Source organism: Loktanella sp. 3ANDIMAR09, from assembly GCF_001420005.1.
Classification (GTDB): domain Bacteria; phylum Pseudomonadota; class Alphaproteobacteria; order Rhodobacterales; family Rhodobacteraceae; genus Loktanella.
Genome location: NZ_LJAK01000003.1, coordinates 305,520 through 321,132, shown reverse-complemented (window position 1 = coordinate 321,132; position 15,613 = coordinate 305,520). Strand labels below are relative to the sequence as shown.

Genomic DNA, 15,613 nt, shown 5'->3' with positions numbered 1-15,613 from the left:
CCATACGACAAAGCTAGCGCTTTTGCCTGTACCCGACGAGGCAATGCATCAAACTTGCGCTATTTCCCGCTCTGGAACCGGGGAAACCCGCCGGTCAGCAACCTTGGGATAATACCGGACCACTGACGCAACCCTGCCGCTTTCGCACAACGGGATCGCCCCCAAAGGCCAGATGCCACAGGTCGCGACCCTTGTATCCGTGCCTGAAATTCGGTTGATAGACGCCAACCAAACGAGGCACGCGACCATGACCACCTGGATTACCGTTTGCGACACCTGCAAGCGCGACGACTGGAACGCCGCAAGCGGCGCACCGACCGACGGCGAGGCACTGGCCGCACTGGTCGAGGCCGCCGCCGCAGACACCACCCTGCGCACCCGCCGCGTGTCCTGCCTGATGGGCTGCGCGCATGGCTGCAACGTCGCGGTGCAGGCACAGGGCAAGCTGAACTACACCCTCGGCCGGTTCGAGGCCACGCCGGAGGCCGCCCAAGGCATCGTCGCCTATGCCGCAAAACATGCAGACAGCAGCAACGGGCAGGTGCCCTACCGCGAATGGCCTGCCGCGATCAAAGGCCACTTTGTCACCCGCCACCCGCCACTGCCGGACGACCAATGACGACACCCCGTGATCACGGCGGCGGGCTGGATGCGGCCATCGCCCGCTTTGGCGGCAGACGCGCCGAATGGCTGGACCTGTCCACAGGCATCAATCCCGTGCCCTATCCGGTGCCCGCCCTGCCCACCGCCGACTGGGCCGATCTGCCCGACAGTGCTGCCCGACAACGGCTGGAGGACAGCGCGCGCGCGTTCTGGCGCATCCCCGATGCGGCCGCCGTTCTGGCGACGCCGGGCGCATCCGCCCCGATCGCGCAACTGCCGCGTCTGCGCCCCCCCGGTCAGGTCGCGATCCCCGGCCCCACCTACAACGAACACGGTGCCGCCTTTCGCGCGGCAGGCTGGACGCTGGCCGATGACGCAGCCGACGCACTGGTTGCCGTGCACCCCAACAACCCCGACGGGCTGACCTGGACACCCGTCGAGGCCAACGCCCCGTTTTGCATCATCGACGAAAGCTTTTGCGACACCATGCCGGATGAATCGTTGGTCGCACTGACCACCCGGCCCGGCACGATCGTGCTCAAGAGCTTTGGCAAATTCTGGGGCCTTGCCGGTTTGCGGCTAGGCTTTGCCATCGGTGATCCTGCGATCATCGCGGACCTGCGCGACGCCATCGGTCCCTGGCCTGTCTCTGGCCCGGCCCTGCGCATCGGCGCAGAGGCGCTGTCAGACCCGCAGTGGGCGGATGAGACCAATGCCCGCCTGACCGCCGACGCCGCCCGCCTGGACGCGCTCATGACGAAACAAGGGACCGAGGTGATCGGCGGCACCAGCCTGTTTCGCCTCTACCGCGTGGCCGACGCGCAGGCAGCCCAGACCCATCTGGCCCAGCACAAGATCTGGTCGCGCGTGTTTCCCTATGCGGACGACTGGCTGCGCCTTGGCCTGCCGGCACCCGACCGCTGGGACCAGATCGAGGGCGCCTTTTGACGCTGCTTCTGGGGATGCTGCTGGACGCGCTGCTGGGCGAACCGCGCTGGCTGTGGTCCCGCCTGCCGCATCCCGCCGTCCTGATGGGCCGCGCCGTGGGCTGGATCGATACCCGTTTCAACACGGGCGACAGGCGCAAAAGAAACGGCGCGCTTGGCTTTGCCGCGCTGTGCCTGGGTGCTGCGCTGCTTGGTCTGGCGCTCATGGCCGTCCCCGGTTCCTGGGTCGATGTGATCGTGCTGGCGATCCTGCTCGCGCAGCGCAGCCTTGTGGATCATGTGCGCGCCGTGGCCACCGGGTTGCGGGCAGGGCTGGCGCAGGGGCGCGCTGCCGTTGCCATGATCGTGGGCCGTGAAACGGCGACCCTGTCCGAACCCGCCACCGCCCGCGCCGCGATTGAATCAGCGGCGGAAAACCTGTCCGACGGCGTCATCGCACCTGCGTTCTGGTTTGCCGTCGCGGGCCTGCCCGGCCTGCTGGTCTACAAGATCACCAACACCGCCGATTCCATGATCGGCTACCGCACGCCGAAATACGCAGATTTCGGCTGGGCCGCAGCACGGTTCGACGATGTGCTGAACTGGGTGCCCGCCCGCCTGACCGCGGCCCTCATCTGGGCCACCGCGCCCAGCCGCCGCAGCATCGCACCCATCATGGCCGAGGCCCCGCTGCACCGGTCCCCCAACGCAGGCTGGCCCGAGGCCGCGATGGCCCACGTGCTGGGCATCGCGCTGTCGGGACCGCGCAGCTATGACGGTGCGCTGCGCGACTATCCCTTTGTGAACCCGGGTGGCCGACACCATATCGGCCCGTCCGATATCGACCGGGCCTGCCGGACGCTGTGGCTGACGTGGGCGTTGGCGGTTTTCGCCACTGTGATCGTGACGCTGTTTTAAGCGGCCCTCCGCTTTGCTAATCAGGGTCCAACAACCAAAGGACCGAACCCATGCGCCACGCCCTGCTTGCCCTGACCTGCCTCGCCACCCCGCTCACAGCCCAGGACTGCGGCGGGTCCATCGACAGTTTCCGTCAGGGCGTTCTGGCAGAGGCTACCGCCGCTGGCCTCGACCCGCAGGCGGCGCGCGATTTCCTGAACACCGCCAGCATCGACCAGTCGGTGCTGAACGCCGACCGCGCACAGGGTGTGTTTCAACTGGATTTCGTCACGTTCTCGCGCCGCCTGATCAGCGCCAGCCGCCTGCAAAACGCGCAGGTTTACGGCGACCGCTTTGACGGGATCTTTGACGATATCGAGGCGCGTTTCGGCATCCCGCGCGGGGTGCTGCTGGCCTTTTGGGCGTTCGAAACTGACTTTGGCCAGATCCAGGGTGATTTCAACACCCGCGACGCGCTGTTCACCCTCGCCCACGACTGCCGCCGGCCAGAGCTTTTCCGCCCCGAACTGATCGCCGCGATCGAACTGTATCAGCGTGGTGACTTTCCGCTGGACACCACGGGTGCCTGGGCCGGTGAAATCGGTCAGGTGCAGATGCTGCCGCGCGACATCATCGAAAACGGTGTCGACGGCGACGGCGACGGCCACGTCACGCTAAAGACATCCGCCCCTGACGCGCTGATGTCGGCGGCCACCCTGCTGGCCGATCTGGGCTGGGTGCCGAACCAGCCCGCCTTGCAGGAAATCACCGTGCCCGCCGGGCTGGACTGGACCCTGACAGGTCTGGACAAGGAAATGACCGTCGATCAATGGCGTGCCTTGGGCGTCGACATCCGCAACGGTGCCGCCCCCGCTGGCAGCCTGCCTGCCTCGGTCCTGTTGCCGATGGGGCGCAACGGGCCTGCGTTTTTTGCCTATCCGAACTTTCGCGTCTATTTCGAATGGAACCAGTCGCTGACCTATGTGCTGACGGCCGCCTATTTCGCGACCCGTATCAATGGCGCGCCGGTCTATGACGCCGGCAACGCGGCCCCCGGCCTGTCAGGCGACCAGATGGTGCAACTGCAAGAGCGGCTTCAGGGGCTGGGCTACGATGTCGGCGGTGCCGATGGCATCCTGGGCGAAAAGACCCGAGAGGCGGTTCAGCAGGAACAGGCACGCCGCGGCCTGCCTGCCGACGCTTGGCCCACGCTGGATTTGCTGAACGCGCTCTAGGGGCCGGACACAACATCTGCGGTGTTAACCCAGCGTGCGCCACATAAATATATGTTTTCATTACATAATATGTTTCGCATGCGAAACATCACGGAATCGACATATATCCCGCCCACCGCTTTGCCCTATGCGGCGCGGCGCGGGCGGGTTAGGGCCTGTGCATGACAGATCACCGCTTTGAAATATTCCTCTCTGCCCCGCCCGGGCTTGAACACGCCGTCCGGGCCGAGGCCCGCGCCGCAGGCTTTGCCGATGCAGTCACCGTGCCGGGTGGCGTGACGTTTCAGGGCGATTGGACCGACGTCTGGCGCGCGAACCTTGACTTGCGCGGCACGGGGCGCGTGCTGGTGCGGATCGGGTCGTTTCTGGCGTTCCACCTCGCGCAGCTGGACAAACGCGCGCGCAAATTTCCCTGGGCCGCATACCTGCGCCCTGACGTGCCCGTCCGGGTCGAGGTCGCAACCGACAAACGGTCCAAGATCTACCACGGCCGCGCCGCGACCCAACGCATCGAAACCGCCCTGAAAGAAGAGTTGGGCACCACCATCGCCGCCGATGCCCCTGTCACGCTCAAGGTGCGGATTGCCGACAACACCGTCACCTTCAGCATCGATACCAGCGGCGAGAGCCTGCACAAACGCGGGCACAAGGAATGGGTCGGCAAGGCCCCGATGCGCGAAACGCTCGCCGCACTCTTTCTGGCCGAATGCGGCTACAGGGGGACAGAATCCGTCGTCGATCCGATGTGTGGATCAGGGACATTCGTGATCGAGGCGGCAGAGATTGCGGCAGGCCTGCAACCGGGTCGCAGTCGAGAATTCGCGTTCCAGCATCTTGCAACCTACGACCCCGGTGCGTTCGCCGCGCTGAAACGCGATCCGGTCGCGTCGCAGGATCTGCATTTTTATGGGTCCGACCGCGACACCGGGGCTGTCGGCATGGCTGCGAAAAACGCCGCCCGCGCTGGCGTCGCGGATTGCGCGACATTCACCCACCACGCCGTCAGCGACCTGCAACGCCCCGACGGGCCGCCGGGGCTGGTGATCGTGAACCCGCCTTACGGTGCGCGAATCGGGAACAAGAAACTGCTCTATCCGCTGTATGGGGCCTTGGGCAAAACGCTGCTGGACCGGTTCAGCGGCTGGCGCGTGGGTGTCGTCACCAGCGAGGCATCACTGGCCAGCGCGACCGGCCTGCCGTTTACCCCGACGCGGATCACCGTGCCGCATGGCGGCCTGCGCATCACGCTGCATCGCACAGACCGGTTGCCATGATCGCGGCCAGCACCTGATCGGGTGTCGCGTCGATATCGACCGTCACGGCGCGTTCGTCGCTGCCGGGTGGTTCCAGCGCCTCGCACTGGCTGTCCAGCAAATCCGCCGGCATGAAATGACCGGGCCGCGATGACACACGGTCCAGCAGCACCGCCCTGTCGCCTGCCAGATGGACAAAACAAACCGTACCTGCGGCAGCCCTGATCCGGTCGCGGTAGATGCGTTTCAGCGCCGAACAGGCGATGACCCGATCGCAGGCGGCAAGCGCCTCTCCCACCGCATCCAGCCAGGGTGCGCGGTCGGCATCGTTCAATGGCTTGCCATCCGACATCTTGGCAATGTTTGCGGGCGGATGCAGGTCGTCACCGTCCAGAAACGGCAGGCCGATTTCATCGGCCAGCATCTCTCCGATCAGGCTTTTGCCGCAGCCAGATACCCCCATGACGATGATTTTCATGGCGCGTCCCCTGTTCCCACGTCTGCCGCCGCGATGGCCGTCGCCTTGAGTATGGCATGCACCTCTTGTCCGACGCGCAGTCCCATTGCGCGGGCGGACCGGCGGGTGATCCGCGCAAGCAGGCGGTCTGTGCCGCAGGTCAGCGACACGGCAACGCCCGGTCCCTGCCCCTCGATCAGCGTGGCGATCCGGCAGGGCAGCACGTTCAGCGCACTGATGTCGATGGGAGCCTGCGTCGACAGGATCACGTCCTGCGCCGGAACCCGCAGACGGACCTGCGCGCCCACAGGCCCCAACCGCCCCGGCAAGGTCAGCGTGGCAGAGGACAGCGCGACCTGCGTCAGTTCATCGTCCGCATCAAAGGCCTGCACGCGCCCGGTCAGCACCGCACCCGCGTCGCGCACGCCAACCAGCGGGACGGCCTGCGGGTCTGACAACACCTCTGCCACCGGACCCGCGCGGACCACGCGGCCTGCGTCCATGATGACAAGGGTGCGGGACAGGCGGGCGACCTCTGACATGTCGTGACTGACATAGAGGATCGGGACCTGCGACCGATCACGCAGACGTTCGAGATAGCCCATCACCTCTGCCTTGCGCGGGGTGTCGAGGGCGGCGAGTGGTTCGTCCATCAACAGCAGCTGCGGGTTGCTCATCAGCGCGCGGCCAAGGGCCACGCGGGATGTCTCACCACCCGAAAGTTTCGCCGGGCGGCGGTCCAGCAACGCACCCAGCCCCAGCATGTCGATCACGGCCTCCCGGTCATGGGTGCCGCCGTAGGCGAGGTTCTGGGCCACACTCAGATGCGGGAAAAGCCGCGCATCCTGAAAAACATAGCCGATCCGCCGCCGCCTCACCGGCACCTGTGTCAGGTCCGTCCCGTCGATGCGCACATGGCCTGCGTCGGGTTGCAGCAATCCGGCGACGACGTTGATCAGACTGGTTTTTCCCGACCCCGACCGACCAAAGATCGCGGTGATCCCGTCGGGGGCCGCAAACTGCGCGTCCAGTGTGAAATCACCCAACCGTTTTTGAACCGCGACATCGATCATCCTCTGATCCGCCGTTGCATCCGGCGCGACAGCGCCTCGGCCAGCGCCAATGTGCCCAGCGCCAGAACGATGGAGATGGTCACCAGAACCGCCACCGCCCCGTCACTGCCCGGCACCTGCAACAGCCCGTAGATCGCCGTCGGGATTGTTTGGGTCTGGCCGGGGATCGCGGCAACGAATGTGATGGTGGCACCGAATTCGCCCAGCGCCTTGGCAAAGCCCAGCACCGCCCCTGCCAGCACGGCCGGACCGATCAGCGGCAGTGTCACGGTTGCGAAAATGCGGGTGCGGCTGGCGCCAAGGGTCGCGGCCGCATCCTCGAGCCCCGGATCGACGGCCTCGAACCCCAGACGGATCGCGCGGACCACCAGGGGAAACGCCATGATTGCAGCAGCGAGTGCGGCCCCTGTCCAGCGGAATGCCAGCGTGACGCCCAGCGTGTCGCGCAACCAGCCACCGATGGGACCCTGGGTGCCGAACAGCACCAACAGCAGATAGCCCGTGACCACGGGCGGCAGCACCAGCGGCAGATGCACCAGCCCGTTCAGCAGACCCCGCCCCCAGAACTGCTTGCGGGCCAGTAGCCATGCGACGGCGATGGCCAGCGGCAAGCTGCACAGCGTGGCGACTGCAGCAATGCGCAGTGACAGCAGGACAGCCCCCCAGGTGGCTGGATCAAGGCCCAGCGTCACGGCTGACCCGCGGGCAGGAACCCGGCCCCGACAAAGGCGGTCAGACCCTCGGGTGATTGCAACGCACGCAAGAGAGCCTGTGCTGCATCCTCGTTTTCACCCCGGACAACCGCGGCCTGATACAGGATCGGTGCGTGGCTACCTTGCGGGAAACGGGCGACCACCTTGAGCGTCGGTTCAACCCGCGCATCGGTTGCATAGACAAGGCCGAGTGGTGCCTCGCCACGTGCGACGAGGGCCAGCGCACTGCGCACGGAATCGGTTTCGGCAAGGCGGTTTGAAACGGCGTCCCAGAGGCCCAGCGATAAAAGCGCCTCACGTCCGTAGATCCCTGCCGGAACCGATGCCGTCAGACCAATGGCGAGGCGTCCATCGGGGCCAAGGGCATCGGTCAACGCGCCCGGGGTCAGATCCAATGCGGGCGTCTCTTGTGGCGCGACAAGGACGATTTCGTTCGACAACAGGTCCACGCGGCTGCCGGGCACCAACACGTCGTCCTGTTCCAGCGCGTCCATCCAGTCGGGATGGGCAAGGACCACAAGATCGGCAGGCGCGCCCGCCATGACCTGCCGCGCCAGCGTGCCGCTGCCTGCGTAGGTTACTGTCACATCCGGCTGTGTCAGGGCGATCTGGTCCAGCGGTTCCTTGAGGCTGGCGGCGGCAAAGACGGTGACGCCCTGCGCCGCGGTCAGACCGGGCAGAAGCGACAGAAGCAAGGCAAAGAGGTGTTTCATGCGGCGACTATCCTGTCTGTCCGGCGCGGGGGCAAGGTGGCATCAGGCCCAAGCCCGTAGCCGCCCGGCCAGTTGCCTTGCTGCATCGCGGGTTTGGGTGTGGACCGGCCCATGGCGCGGTGCGTCGCGCAGCGTGGTGATCCAGTGGTCCGGCGGCACCTTGACCCGGCGCTGCCCGTCCCACCGCAAGGCGGACAGAACGTTTTGCGCCGCGATTGGCAGGGTGTCGGGGATGGCGTGACCGTTCAGGATGGCCCAGTTGCCGGTCCACAACCGTCCGACGGACCACGGGTTGTAGCCACCGCCCCCCAGCACCATCAGCCGTGGCGCAAGTGGCAGGATCGCCCGCAACACGTCCCAATGCGCATTGTTCGACAGCGACAGGCGCGATTGCGGGTCCTCGTCCACCGCGTCGCCCCCGCATTGCAGGACGATGGCATCGGGGCGGAATGCGGTCAGCGCGGGCAGGATGACGGCGTCGCGCACCAGCGCCATATCGTCGTCACATGCACCGCGCGGCAGGGGGACGTTGAACACATTGCCCGCGCCCGTATCGTCCAGCGCGCCGGTGCGCGGCCAGCGACCGTCCTCGTGCGTGGAAATCAGCAGCGTGTCGGGATCGTCGCGAAAGGCATGATCGACCCCGTCGCAGTGATGCGCGTCGATGTCGATATAGGCGACCCGGCGCGCGCCGCTGCGGCGGACCGACTGGATGCCCAGCACAGGATCGTTGAGATAGCAGAACCCGCCCGCCCGGTCGGGAAAGCCGTGGTGCGTGCCGCCTGCGGGCGTGAACACGGTGCCACCGTCACGCAACAGCTCTCCGGCCAGCATCGCGGCCCCGGCAGAGGTGGCGGGCCTGCGCCACATTTCGGGAAACACGGGGTTGTTGGATGTGCCCAGCGCATGACGGGCGCGGACAGCGTCGGTGACGGATTGATCGCGTTCCGCCTGTTGCAGGGCTGCGATGTATTCGGGCGTGTGAAAGGACAGCAGGGCGGCAGGTTTGGCGCGCGGAGAGTTCAGGTATTGATCGGCGGGCAACCACCCCATCGCACGGCACATGTCCATCACTGTGGACACGCGCGGCACCCGCAGCGGGTGGAACGGTCCGTAGGACGAATGGCGGTAGATCTCGGACCCGATGAAAACTGGCGGCTGCATGTGGCCTAACCTAGTGGCGCAAGGTCAGATCGCCACCACCGCATGACAGGCATTTGCATGCGACGCCGGACGCCTTAGATAAATGTCATCACACAAGGGACCGCGCCGGTGATCCGTTACAGTCTGATCTGCGACAATGACCACAGCTTTGACAGTTGGTTTGCCAATGCGGCAGCCTATGACAGCCTGTCCGGATCAGGACATTTGTCCTGTCCGACCTGTGGGTCCATCCGCGTCAAAAAGGCGCTGATGGCGCCCAAGGTGCAAGCCAAGGCCCCCGACCCCGCCCCGCTGGAAAAGCTGCGGAAACATGTCGAGAGCACGGCGACCTATGTCGGTGGATCATTCGCCAAGGAGGCACGCGCACAGCATGACGGCAGCGCCCCCGAACGCCCCATCTACGGCGAGGCGACGGGCGCAGAGGTCCGCGCATTGATCGCGGACGAGGTGCCGGTCCTGCCGCTGCCGTTCCGGTCGCGCAAATCAACCAACTAAAAGGGACGACGCCATGACCACATTGATCACGGGGGCCAATCGCGGCATCGGGCGCGCCCTGCTGGACGCGATGCTGGCGGACGGCCGGGATGTTCTGGGCACGCATCGCGACGCAGCAAACGGACCGTTCGTGCAGCTGGATGTGACCGACCCGGACAGCCAGTGCGATCTGGCGGGCACGCTGGGCGACCGTGGGCTGGATCTGCTGGTGTGCAACGCGGGCGTGCTACTGGACGGCGATGAGACGCTGGATCACGGATATTCCCCCGACATCTGGGCGCAGTCCTTTGCCGTGAATGTCACGGGTGTGTTTCTGACGGTGCAGGCCGTGCTGCCGCATCTGCGCCGGGCGGGCGGCAAGATCGTGATCATTTCGTCGCAACTGGGATCGAACACGCTGGCCAACGGCGGCCGCTATGCCTACCGCGCATCCAAGGCCGCGGCGCTGAACCTTGGCCGCAACCTGGCGCATGACCTGGCCCCAAAGGGGATCGCCGTCGGCATCTATCACCCCGGTTGGGTGCAGACCGACATGGGCGGGGCCACGGCGGCGATCACGCCAGAGGCGTCCGCTGCCGGATTGATCAGACGCTTTGCCGCGCTGTCGCTGGCCACGACGGGCGAATTTCTGACCTGGGACGGCCAAACCCACCCGGTTTGACGGCGATACGCATTGCCCTTGGGCCGGTGCTGGCTTAAAGCGCCTGTCGGAACAGAATGGGGACCAGACATGCCCACCCTCGTGATGAAATTCGGCGGCACTTCGGTCGCAAACCTTGACCGCATCGCGCGGGCGTCCAAACGCGTGGCACGCGAGGTGGCCAATGGCTACAACGTGATCGTCGTGGTGTCGGCGATGTCGGGCAAGACGAACGAGCTGGTGGGCTGGGTCAACGAGACGTCCCCGCTGTATGACGCGCGCGAATATGATGCCGTGGTGTCGTCGGGCGAAAACGTCACCGCCGGTCTGATGGCGCTGCGGTTGCAGGAAATGGATATTCCCGCACGGTCGTGGCAGGGCTGGCAGGTGCCGGTGCAGACGACGTCCGCGCATGCCAACGCCCGGATCGAGGCGATCCCGACCGACAACATCGAGGCGAAATTCGCCGACGGCATGAAGGTCGCGGTGGTCGCAGGTTTTCAGGGGATCAGCCCCGAAGGCCGGATCACGACGCTTGGGCGCGGCGGGTCTGACACGACCGCCGTCGCCTTTGCCGCCGCATTCGGTGCGGAACGCTGCGATATCTACACGGACGTGGACGGCGTCTATACCACCGACCCGCGCATCACGAGCAAGGCGCGCAAACTGGACCGCATCGCGTTCGAGGAAATGCTGGAACTGGCCTCCCTGGGGGCCAAGGTGTTGCAGACCCGTTCGGTCGAACTGGCGATGCGCTACCGCGTGAAACTGCGGGTGCTGTCCAGTTTCGAAGAACCATCAGACAATGCGGGCACGCTGGTGTGCGCCGAGGAGGACATAATGGAAAACAACGTCGTGGCCGGTGTGGCCTATTCCCGTGACGAGGCAAAGATGACCCTGATTTCGGTCGCCGACCGCCCCGGTATCGCCGCCGCCATCTTTGGCCCGCTGGCTGATGCCGGTGTGAACGTCGACATGATCGTGCAGAACATCTCGGAGGAAGGGCGCACGGACATGACGTTCTCCTGCCCCTTTGACCAGGTGAAACGCGCACAAAAGGCGATGGAAGACGCCAAGGCGTCAGGGTCGATCAATTTCCACGATCTGGTCGCCGACGAAGGCGTCGCCAAGGTCAGCATCGTGGGCATCGGCATGCGGTCCCACGCCGGTGTCGCGGCCAAGATGTTCGCGACGCTGCGCGACGAAGGCATCAACATCAAGGTCATCACGACCTCGGAAATCAAGGTCAGCGTTCTGATCGACCGCAAGTACATGGAACTGGCCGTGCAGGCGCTGCATGATGCGTTCGAGCTGGAAAAGGCCGCCTGAGCCATCAGCGCCGGATTTGCAGATGACGCGCCGCGATCGGGGGATCGCGGCGCGTTTTTCTTTGCCTTGCGCTGTGTGATCGGCGACCCTGCCACGCGACGGATCGGGAACAGGCAGGGGGCGGCATGCCGAACGGCAGATCGGAAAAACCCAGCGCGCTGACACAGGCGGTCACCCTTGACGTGCTGGCGTTGCTGGATGGTCCTCCTGACGCGGGACGTCTGGAACAGGCGTTGCGGCATCTGGCGAAATGGCGCGCAAGACTGATCCAGAACACGCTGACCGCCCGCAACGGGTGCAACGTGCTGTCCGGTCCATTCAAAGGGCTGATCTATGACACCCCGGCCACCGAAGGCGCAGGCGTGGCGCGTCTGATCGGGTGCTACGAGGCATCCCTTGCGCCGGTGTTCGAGCAGATCATCGCAGGGGCCTATCCGCTGGTTGTCGATGTGGGCTGTGCAGAGGGATATTACGCAGTCGGCCTTGCGCGGCGCATGCCCGATACGCGCATCATGGCCTGCGACAGCAATCCCGAGGCACGGGCCGCCTGTGCTGCGCTGGCCCGGCGCAACGGGGTCGACGGGCGGGTGACCATTCACGGCACGCTGGACCATGCCGACCTAGCTGTCTGTGCAGACCAGCGCACGCTGATCCTGTGCGATATCGAAGGGGCCGAGGCGGTGCTGCTGGACCCTGAACGGGCGCCCGCGCTGATCCATGCCGATATCCTGGTCGAGGTGCATGAGTGTTTCACCCCCGGCCTCACGGACGAGATGACGCAGCGTTTCGCGCCGACCCACCGCGTGCAGCGGATCGGACGCAGCGCCGACACGGCCGCCCTGCCCGACTGGATGGAACAGCTGTCCGACCTCGACCGTCTGTTGTGCCTGTGGGAATGGCGCATGGGACCGACGCCCTGGCTGTGGATGCAGGCGCGCGATCCGCGGTGACACAACTGCCTGTTCGCCCGGCCCCGGCGGCGGGATTCGCCCAAAGCGCTGGCAGAGCCGGGATGTGCCGGACCTTTGACCTTCCCCCGCCCCCACGCAATCGCCTATAGGTGGTCCGAATTTGTTTGGGGGCTGCATGCCGGAGCGCGTTGAATCAGAGAGCCGCAAGCTGCTGGAACGGTTGCGTCATGCGCTGGCCGAGGGTGGCGAGGGACAAGAGCGGCTGGACAAGATCGTCGGCCTGATCGCCAGTTCGATGCAGACCGAGGTCTGTTCGATCTATCTGTTCCGGGACAACGAAACGCTGGAACTGTGCGCCACGCAGGGTCTGGCCGAGGAATCAGTGCACAAGACCCGGCTGCGGCTGGGCGAGGGTCTGGTGGGTCGCGTGGCGCGGACCCGGCGGGTCATCAATGCCGCCGACGCCCCCAGCGCGCGCGGTTTCCGTTATATGCCCGAAACCGGAGAAGAACGATATTCATCGTTCTGCGGCGTGCCCATTCAGCGGCTGGGCGATGCGCTGGGCGTGCTGGTCGTGCAGTCCAAGGACGCCCGCGAATTCAGTGCCGACGAGGTTTACGCGCTGGAAGTCGTGGCCATGGTGCTGGCTGAAATGACCGAACTTGGCGCATTCGTCGGCGAAGGTGCGGCCCTGTCCGCGCGGCACCAGAACCCGGTGCTGTTCCGCGGGTCGATCGCACAAGAAGGTGCCTCGTCCGGCAATGTGTTCCTGCACGAGGCGCGGGTGGTCGTCACCAACCCGATCTCGGACGATCCCGATCTGGAACTGCAACGTCTGCGCGACGCGGTCGAGGAACTGCGGTCGTCGGTCGATGCGCTGTTGTCGGGCAATCGCCAGATGACGACGGACCAGCTGGAGATTTTCGAGGCCTACCGCATGTTCGCCAATTCGCGCAGCTGGATGCGCCGGATGGAAGCCGACATCAGCAACGGCCTGACCGCAGAGGCCGCGGTGGAAAAGGAACAATCGCTGGCCCGGACCCGGCTGAACCAGGCCGGTGACGCCTATATGCGCGAGCGTCTGAACGATCTGGACGACCTGTCGAACCGCCTGCTGCGGATCCTGACCGGACAGGGCAAGGACACCGGTGCCGATATGCCCGACAATCCGATCCTGGTGGCGCGCAACATCGGCCCCGGAGAGCTGCTGGACTATGGCAAGAAGCTGCGCGGCATCGTGTTGGAAGAAGGCTCTGTGGGCAGTCATGCCACGGTTGTCGCCCGCGCCTGGGCGATCCCGCTGGTCATCAACGCCAAGGGCATTACCACCGAGGCGCTGAACGGCGACCCCATCCTGGTGGACGGCGATCAGGGCGTCGTGCACCTGCGTCCTGACGAAGCCGTGCACGCCGCGTTCCGCGACAAGCTGGCGATGCAGACGCGCGCGCAGGAACGCTATGCGTCGATTCGGGACGAACCGGCGCTGACGCAATGCGGCACGAAACTGGGGCTTTACATGAACGCGGGCCTGCTGGCGGACCTGCCGTCACTCGAAGGGTCGGGTGCCTTGGGTGTGGGCCTGTTTCGCACGGAGCTGCAATTCCTGATCCGCAGCCACATGCCCAAGCGGTCAGAGCTGTCGGCGCTATATGCGCGGGTGATGAAGGCCTCGGGTGGCAAACCGATCGCATTCCGGACGCTGGATATCGGGTCGGACAAGGTCCTGCCCTACATGAAACCCAACGACGAACCCAACCCCGCGATGGGCTGGCGTGCGATCCGGGTCGGACTGGACAAGCCTGGCATCCTGCGGATGCAGTTGCAGGCGCTGGTGCGGGCCGCAAACGGCGGGCCGCTGACGGTGATGTTCCCCTTCATCACGCTGCTGTCGGAATACCGCGCGGCACGGGCCGAGCTGGACAAGGTGCTGGCCCGCGAAAAGATCCTGGGCAACCCCCTGCCCGCGCCGCTGAATGTGGGCGCCATGCTGGAAACGCCGTCGCTGGGCTTTGCCCCGGATGCGTTTTTCAAGGAGGTCGATTTCATCTCGGTCGGGGGCAACGACCTGAAACAGTTTTTCTATGCGGCTGACCGCGAAAACGAACGGGTGCGGCGTCGCTATGACACGCTGAACCACAGTTTCCTGACGTTCCTGCAAATGGTCGTCAAGCGCTGCGCCGATGCGGGCACCCACCTGTCGTTCTGCGGCGAGGATGCGGGCCGCCCGCTGGAGGCAGTCTGCCTTGCGGCTTGCGGGTTCCGGTCGCTGTCGATGCGGCCTGCATCGGTCGGCCCCGTGAAACACCTGCTGCGCCGTGTCGATCTGACCGAGGTGCGGGCCGCCATGGATGACGCATGGGCCAAGGGTGATCTGTCCGCACGCGACGCCGTCAGCAGATATCTGAAAAACCGGCTTTAGGCGGTTTTGGCGGGCGGGCGCGCGTCGCTGAGCGTGGCGTGAAACAGGGTCAGCACGGCGTCTTCGCCGTGGCGGCGCGACAGTTGGCGCAGGCCGAAATGCACATGGGCCATTTCGACGAAATACTGGGTAAAGGCATAGTTGGTCCCGGCCCCGGCGGCAGCCCCCAGGATCGGGACGGCCTGTGTCGCCAGTTTCTGCGTCAGCAGGGTTGCGAAACGCGGGGCGACACGACCGATCAGGCCATGCACCGCGGCCCCCGTCAGCCCCAGCCGCGCCCCGATAAAGGCGGTGTCGATGCTTTCGCCCTCGGCGCTGCCGGCACCAAAGACGGCCAGACAATCCATGCGGGTCTGCACGCTGGTCGGGTCCTCGCCGTATTGCGCGGCGACACCCTGCACCGCACGAAAGATCATCGTGGTGGCCACGGGCAATTCCGCCAGCGCCGTGGGCAACCCGCCAAAGCCGCCGATGGCCCCAGACAGGGTCGCCATCGCCTTGTGGGCGGCATCGGATTGGACGGCCTGACCGGCGGCCCCTTCGCGTGATCTGGCGGCAATGTCGAAACTGCGTTCCAGTGCCGCGCGCACGGCAGTGTCGATCTGGCCGCGCGCACCGGCAGGCAGCAGTTTGAGCGTATCATCCACCTGCCCGCCCACGAAATTGATCGCCCGCATCATCAGGCCATTGGCCCGGCGCTGGCGGTGTGCCAGCGCGCGGATGCGGTCCTCGACCGCGGGCGTAAGGGGCAGGTGATCGTCTGTCGTGGTGTCGGGGTCGGTCAT

General features: G+C 65.7%; 16 protein-coding genes. 10 read left to right on the top strand and 6 right to left on the bottom strand.

Going from position 1 to position 15,613, the window contains the following annotated elements:
* Window positions 1–247 precede the first annotated feature (247 nt).
* The 5 genes from AN189_RS06840 to AN189_RS06820 all read left to right on the top strand — a co-directional run bounded on the left by AN189_RS06840 (window position 248) and on the right by AN189_RS06820 (window position 4,935).
* Complete coding sequence (locus AN189_RS06840) at window positions 248–619, top strand: DUF1636 domain-containing protein (protein WP_056033022.1); 372 nt, start codon at window positions 248–250, stop codon at window positions 617–619.
* Window positions 616–1,551: a threonine-phosphate decarboxylase gene (locus AN189_RS06835; RefSeq protein ID WP_056033018.1), complete on the top strand. Its 936-nt coding sequence runs from the start codon at window positions 616–618 to the stop codon at window positions 1,549–1,551. Before AN189_RS06840 ends, AN189_RS06835 begins: the two co-directional genes overlap by 4 nt.
* Window positions 1,548–2,447 carry an adenosylcobinamide-phosphate synthase CbiB gene (gene cbiB / locus AN189_RS06830; RefSeq protein WP_056033015.1) on the top strand — a complete coding sequence of 300 codons (900 nt, stop codon included), beginning with the start codon at window positions 1,548–1,550 and terminating at the stop codon, window positions 2,445–2,447. The genes AN189_RS06835 and cbiB overlap by 4 nt, the downstream gene beginning before the upstream one ends.
* A 50-nt stretch (window positions 2,448–2,497) precedes the next feature.
* On the top strand, window positions 2,498–3,661 hold the full coding sequence (locus AN189_RS06825; protein WP_056033011.1) for a lytic murein transglycosylase: 1,164 nt from the start codon (window positions 2,498–2,500) through the stop codon (window positions 3,659–3,661).
* Window positions 3,662–3,822: 161 nt separating this feature from the next.
* Entirely contained in the window at window positions 3,823–4,935 is a 1,113-nt protein-coding gene (locus AN189_RS06820) for a class I SAM-dependent RNA methyltransferase (protein ID WP_056033008.1), read from the top strand.
* Here the strand turns inward: AN189_RS06820 and AN189_RS06815 are convergent.
* Genes AN189_RS06815 through AN189_RS06795 form a run of 5 tightly spaced genes read right to left on the bottom strand, consistent with a single transcriptional unit; the run spans window position 4,904 to window position 9,034 of the window.
* Window positions 4,904–5,392: a gluconokinase gene (locus AN189_RS06815; protein WP_056033003.1), complete on the bottom strand. Its 489-nt coding sequence runs from the start codon at window positions 5,390–5,392 to the stop codon at window positions 4,904–4,906. The genes AN189_RS06820 and AN189_RS06815 overlap by 32 nt on opposite strands.
* The gene (gene modC / locus AN189_RS06810) at window positions 5,389–6,444 is read right to left on the bottom strand and encodes a molybdenum ABC transporter ATP-binding protein (RefSeq protein ID WP_056033000.1); all 1,056 of its coding nucleotides are present in this window, start codon (window positions 6,442–6,444) and stop codon (window positions 5,389–5,391) included. Before modC ends, AN189_RS06815 begins: the two co-directional genes overlap by 4 nt.
* Window positions 6,441–7,136, bottom strand: coding sequence for a molybdate ABC transporter permease subunit (gene modB, locus AN189_RS06805; protein ID WP_056032997.1), 696 nt, complete (start codon window positions 7,134–7,136; stop codon window positions 6,441–6,443). Before modB ends, modC begins: the two co-directional genes overlap by 4 nt.
* Window positions 7,133–7,870 carry a molybdate ABC transporter substrate-binding protein gene (modA, locus tag AN189_RS06800; protein WP_056032995.1) on the bottom strand — a complete coding sequence of 246 codons (738 nt, stop codon included), beginning with the start codon at window positions 7,868–7,870 and terminating at the stop codon, window positions 7,133–7,135. The genes modB and modA overlap by 4 nt, the downstream gene beginning before the upstream one ends.
* Before the next feature lie 42 nt (window positions 7,871–7,912).
* Entirely contained in the window at window positions 7,913–9,034 is a 1,122-nt protein-coding gene (locus AN189_RS06795; protein ID WP_056032992.1) for an acetoin utilization protein AcuC, read from the bottom strand.
* A 108-nt stretch (window positions 9,035–9,142) separates the two neighbouring features.
* On the opposite strand from AN189_RS06795, the gene AN189_RS06790 reads away from it, so the two are divergent.
* The 5 genes from AN189_RS06790 to ptsP all read left to right on the top strand — a co-directional run bounded on the left by AN189_RS06790 (window position 9,143) and on the right by ptsP (window position 14,828).
* Complete coding sequence (locus tag AN189_RS06790) at window positions 9,143–9,529, top strand: DUF1178 family protein (protein WP_056032988.1); 387 nt, start codon at window positions 9,143–9,145, stop codon at window positions 9,527–9,529.
* A gap of 13 nt (window positions 9,530–9,542) precedes the next feature.
* Window positions 9,543–10,190 carry an SDR family oxidoreductase gene (locus AN189_RS06785; RefSeq protein WP_056032985.1) on the top strand — a complete coding sequence of 216 codons (648 nt, stop codon included), beginning with the start codon at window positions 9,543–9,545 and terminating at the stop codon, window positions 10,188–10,190.
* Between the two features lie 69 nt (window positions 10,191–10,259).
* Window positions 10,260–11,498, top strand: coding sequence for an aspartate kinase (locus tag AN189_RS06780; protein WP_056032983.1), 1,239 nt, complete (start codon window positions 10,260–10,262; stop codon window positions 11,496–11,498).
* A gap of 125 nt (window positions 11,499–11,623) precedes the next feature.
* On the top strand, window positions 11,624–12,448 hold the full coding sequence (locus AN189_RS06775; RefSeq protein ID WP_056032980.1) for a class I SAM-dependent methyltransferase: 825 nt from the start codon (window positions 11,624–11,626) through the stop codon (window positions 12,446–12,448).
* A 136-nt stretch (window positions 12,449–12,584) separates the two neighbouring features.
* Window positions 12,585–14,828, top strand: a complete 2,244-nt coding sequence (ptsP, locus tag AN189_RS06770) for a phosphoenolpyruvate--protein phosphotransferase (RefSeq protein ID WP_056032977.1) — start codon at window positions 12,585–12,587, stop codon at window positions 14,826–14,828.
* Here ptsP and AN189_RS06765 read toward each other — a convergent pair.
* Entirely contained in the window at window positions 14,825–15,613 is a 789-nt protein-coding gene (locus AN189_RS06765) for an EcsC family protein (protein ID WP_056032974.1), read from the bottom strand. The genes ptsP and AN189_RS06765 overlap by 4 nt on opposite strands.

Coding starts and splice junctions, on each gene's coding strand:
- AN189_RS06840 (WP_056033022.1), top strand. CDS start 248: ATGACCACCTGGATTACCGTTTGCGACACCTGCAAGCGCGACGACTGG.
- AN189_RS06835 (WP_056033018.1), top strand. CDS start 616: ATGACGACACCCCGTGATCACGGCGGCGGGCTGGATGCGGCCATCGCC.
- AN189_RS06825 (WP_056033011.1), top strand. CDS start 2,498: ATGCGCCACGCCCTGCTTGCCCTGACCTGCCTCGCCACCCCGCTCACA.
- AN189_RS06820 (WP_056033008.1), top strand. CDS start 3,823: ATGACAGATCACCGCTTTGAAATATTCCTCTCTGCCCCGCCCGGGCTT.
- AN189_RS06815 (WP_056033003.1), bottom strand. CDS start 5,392: ATGAAAATCATCGTCATGGGGGTATCTGGCTGCGGCAAAAGCCTGATC.
- modC (WP_056033000.1), bottom strand. CDS start 6,444: ATGATCGATGTCGCGGTTCAAAAACGGTTGGGTGATTTCACACTGGAC.
- modA (WP_056032995.1), bottom strand. CDS start 7,870: ATGAAACACCTCTTTGCCTTGCTTCTGTCGCTTCTGCCCGGTCTGACC.
- AN189_RS06795 (WP_056032992.1), bottom strand. CDS start 9,034: ATGCAGCCGCCAGTTTTCATCGGGTCCGAGATCTACCGCCATTCGTCC.
- AN189_RS06785 (WP_056032985.1), top strand. CDS start 9,543: ATGACCACATTGATCACGGGGGCCAATCGCGGCATCGGGCGCGCCCTG.
- AN189_RS06780 (WP_056032983.1), top strand. CDS start 10,260: ATGCCCACCCTCGTGATGAAATTCGGCGGCACTTCGGTCGCAAACCTT.
- AN189_RS06775 (WP_056032980.1), top strand. CDS start 11,624: ATGCCGAACGGCAGATCGGAAAAACCCAGCGCGCTGACACAGGCGGTC.
- ptsP (WP_056032977.1), top strand. CDS start 12,585: ATGCCGGAGCGCGTTGAATCAGAGAGCCGCAAGCTGCTGGAACGGTTG.
- AN189_RS06765 (WP_056032974.1), bottom strand. CDS start 15,613: ATGACCGACCCCGACACCACGACAGACGATCACCTGCCCCTTACGCCC.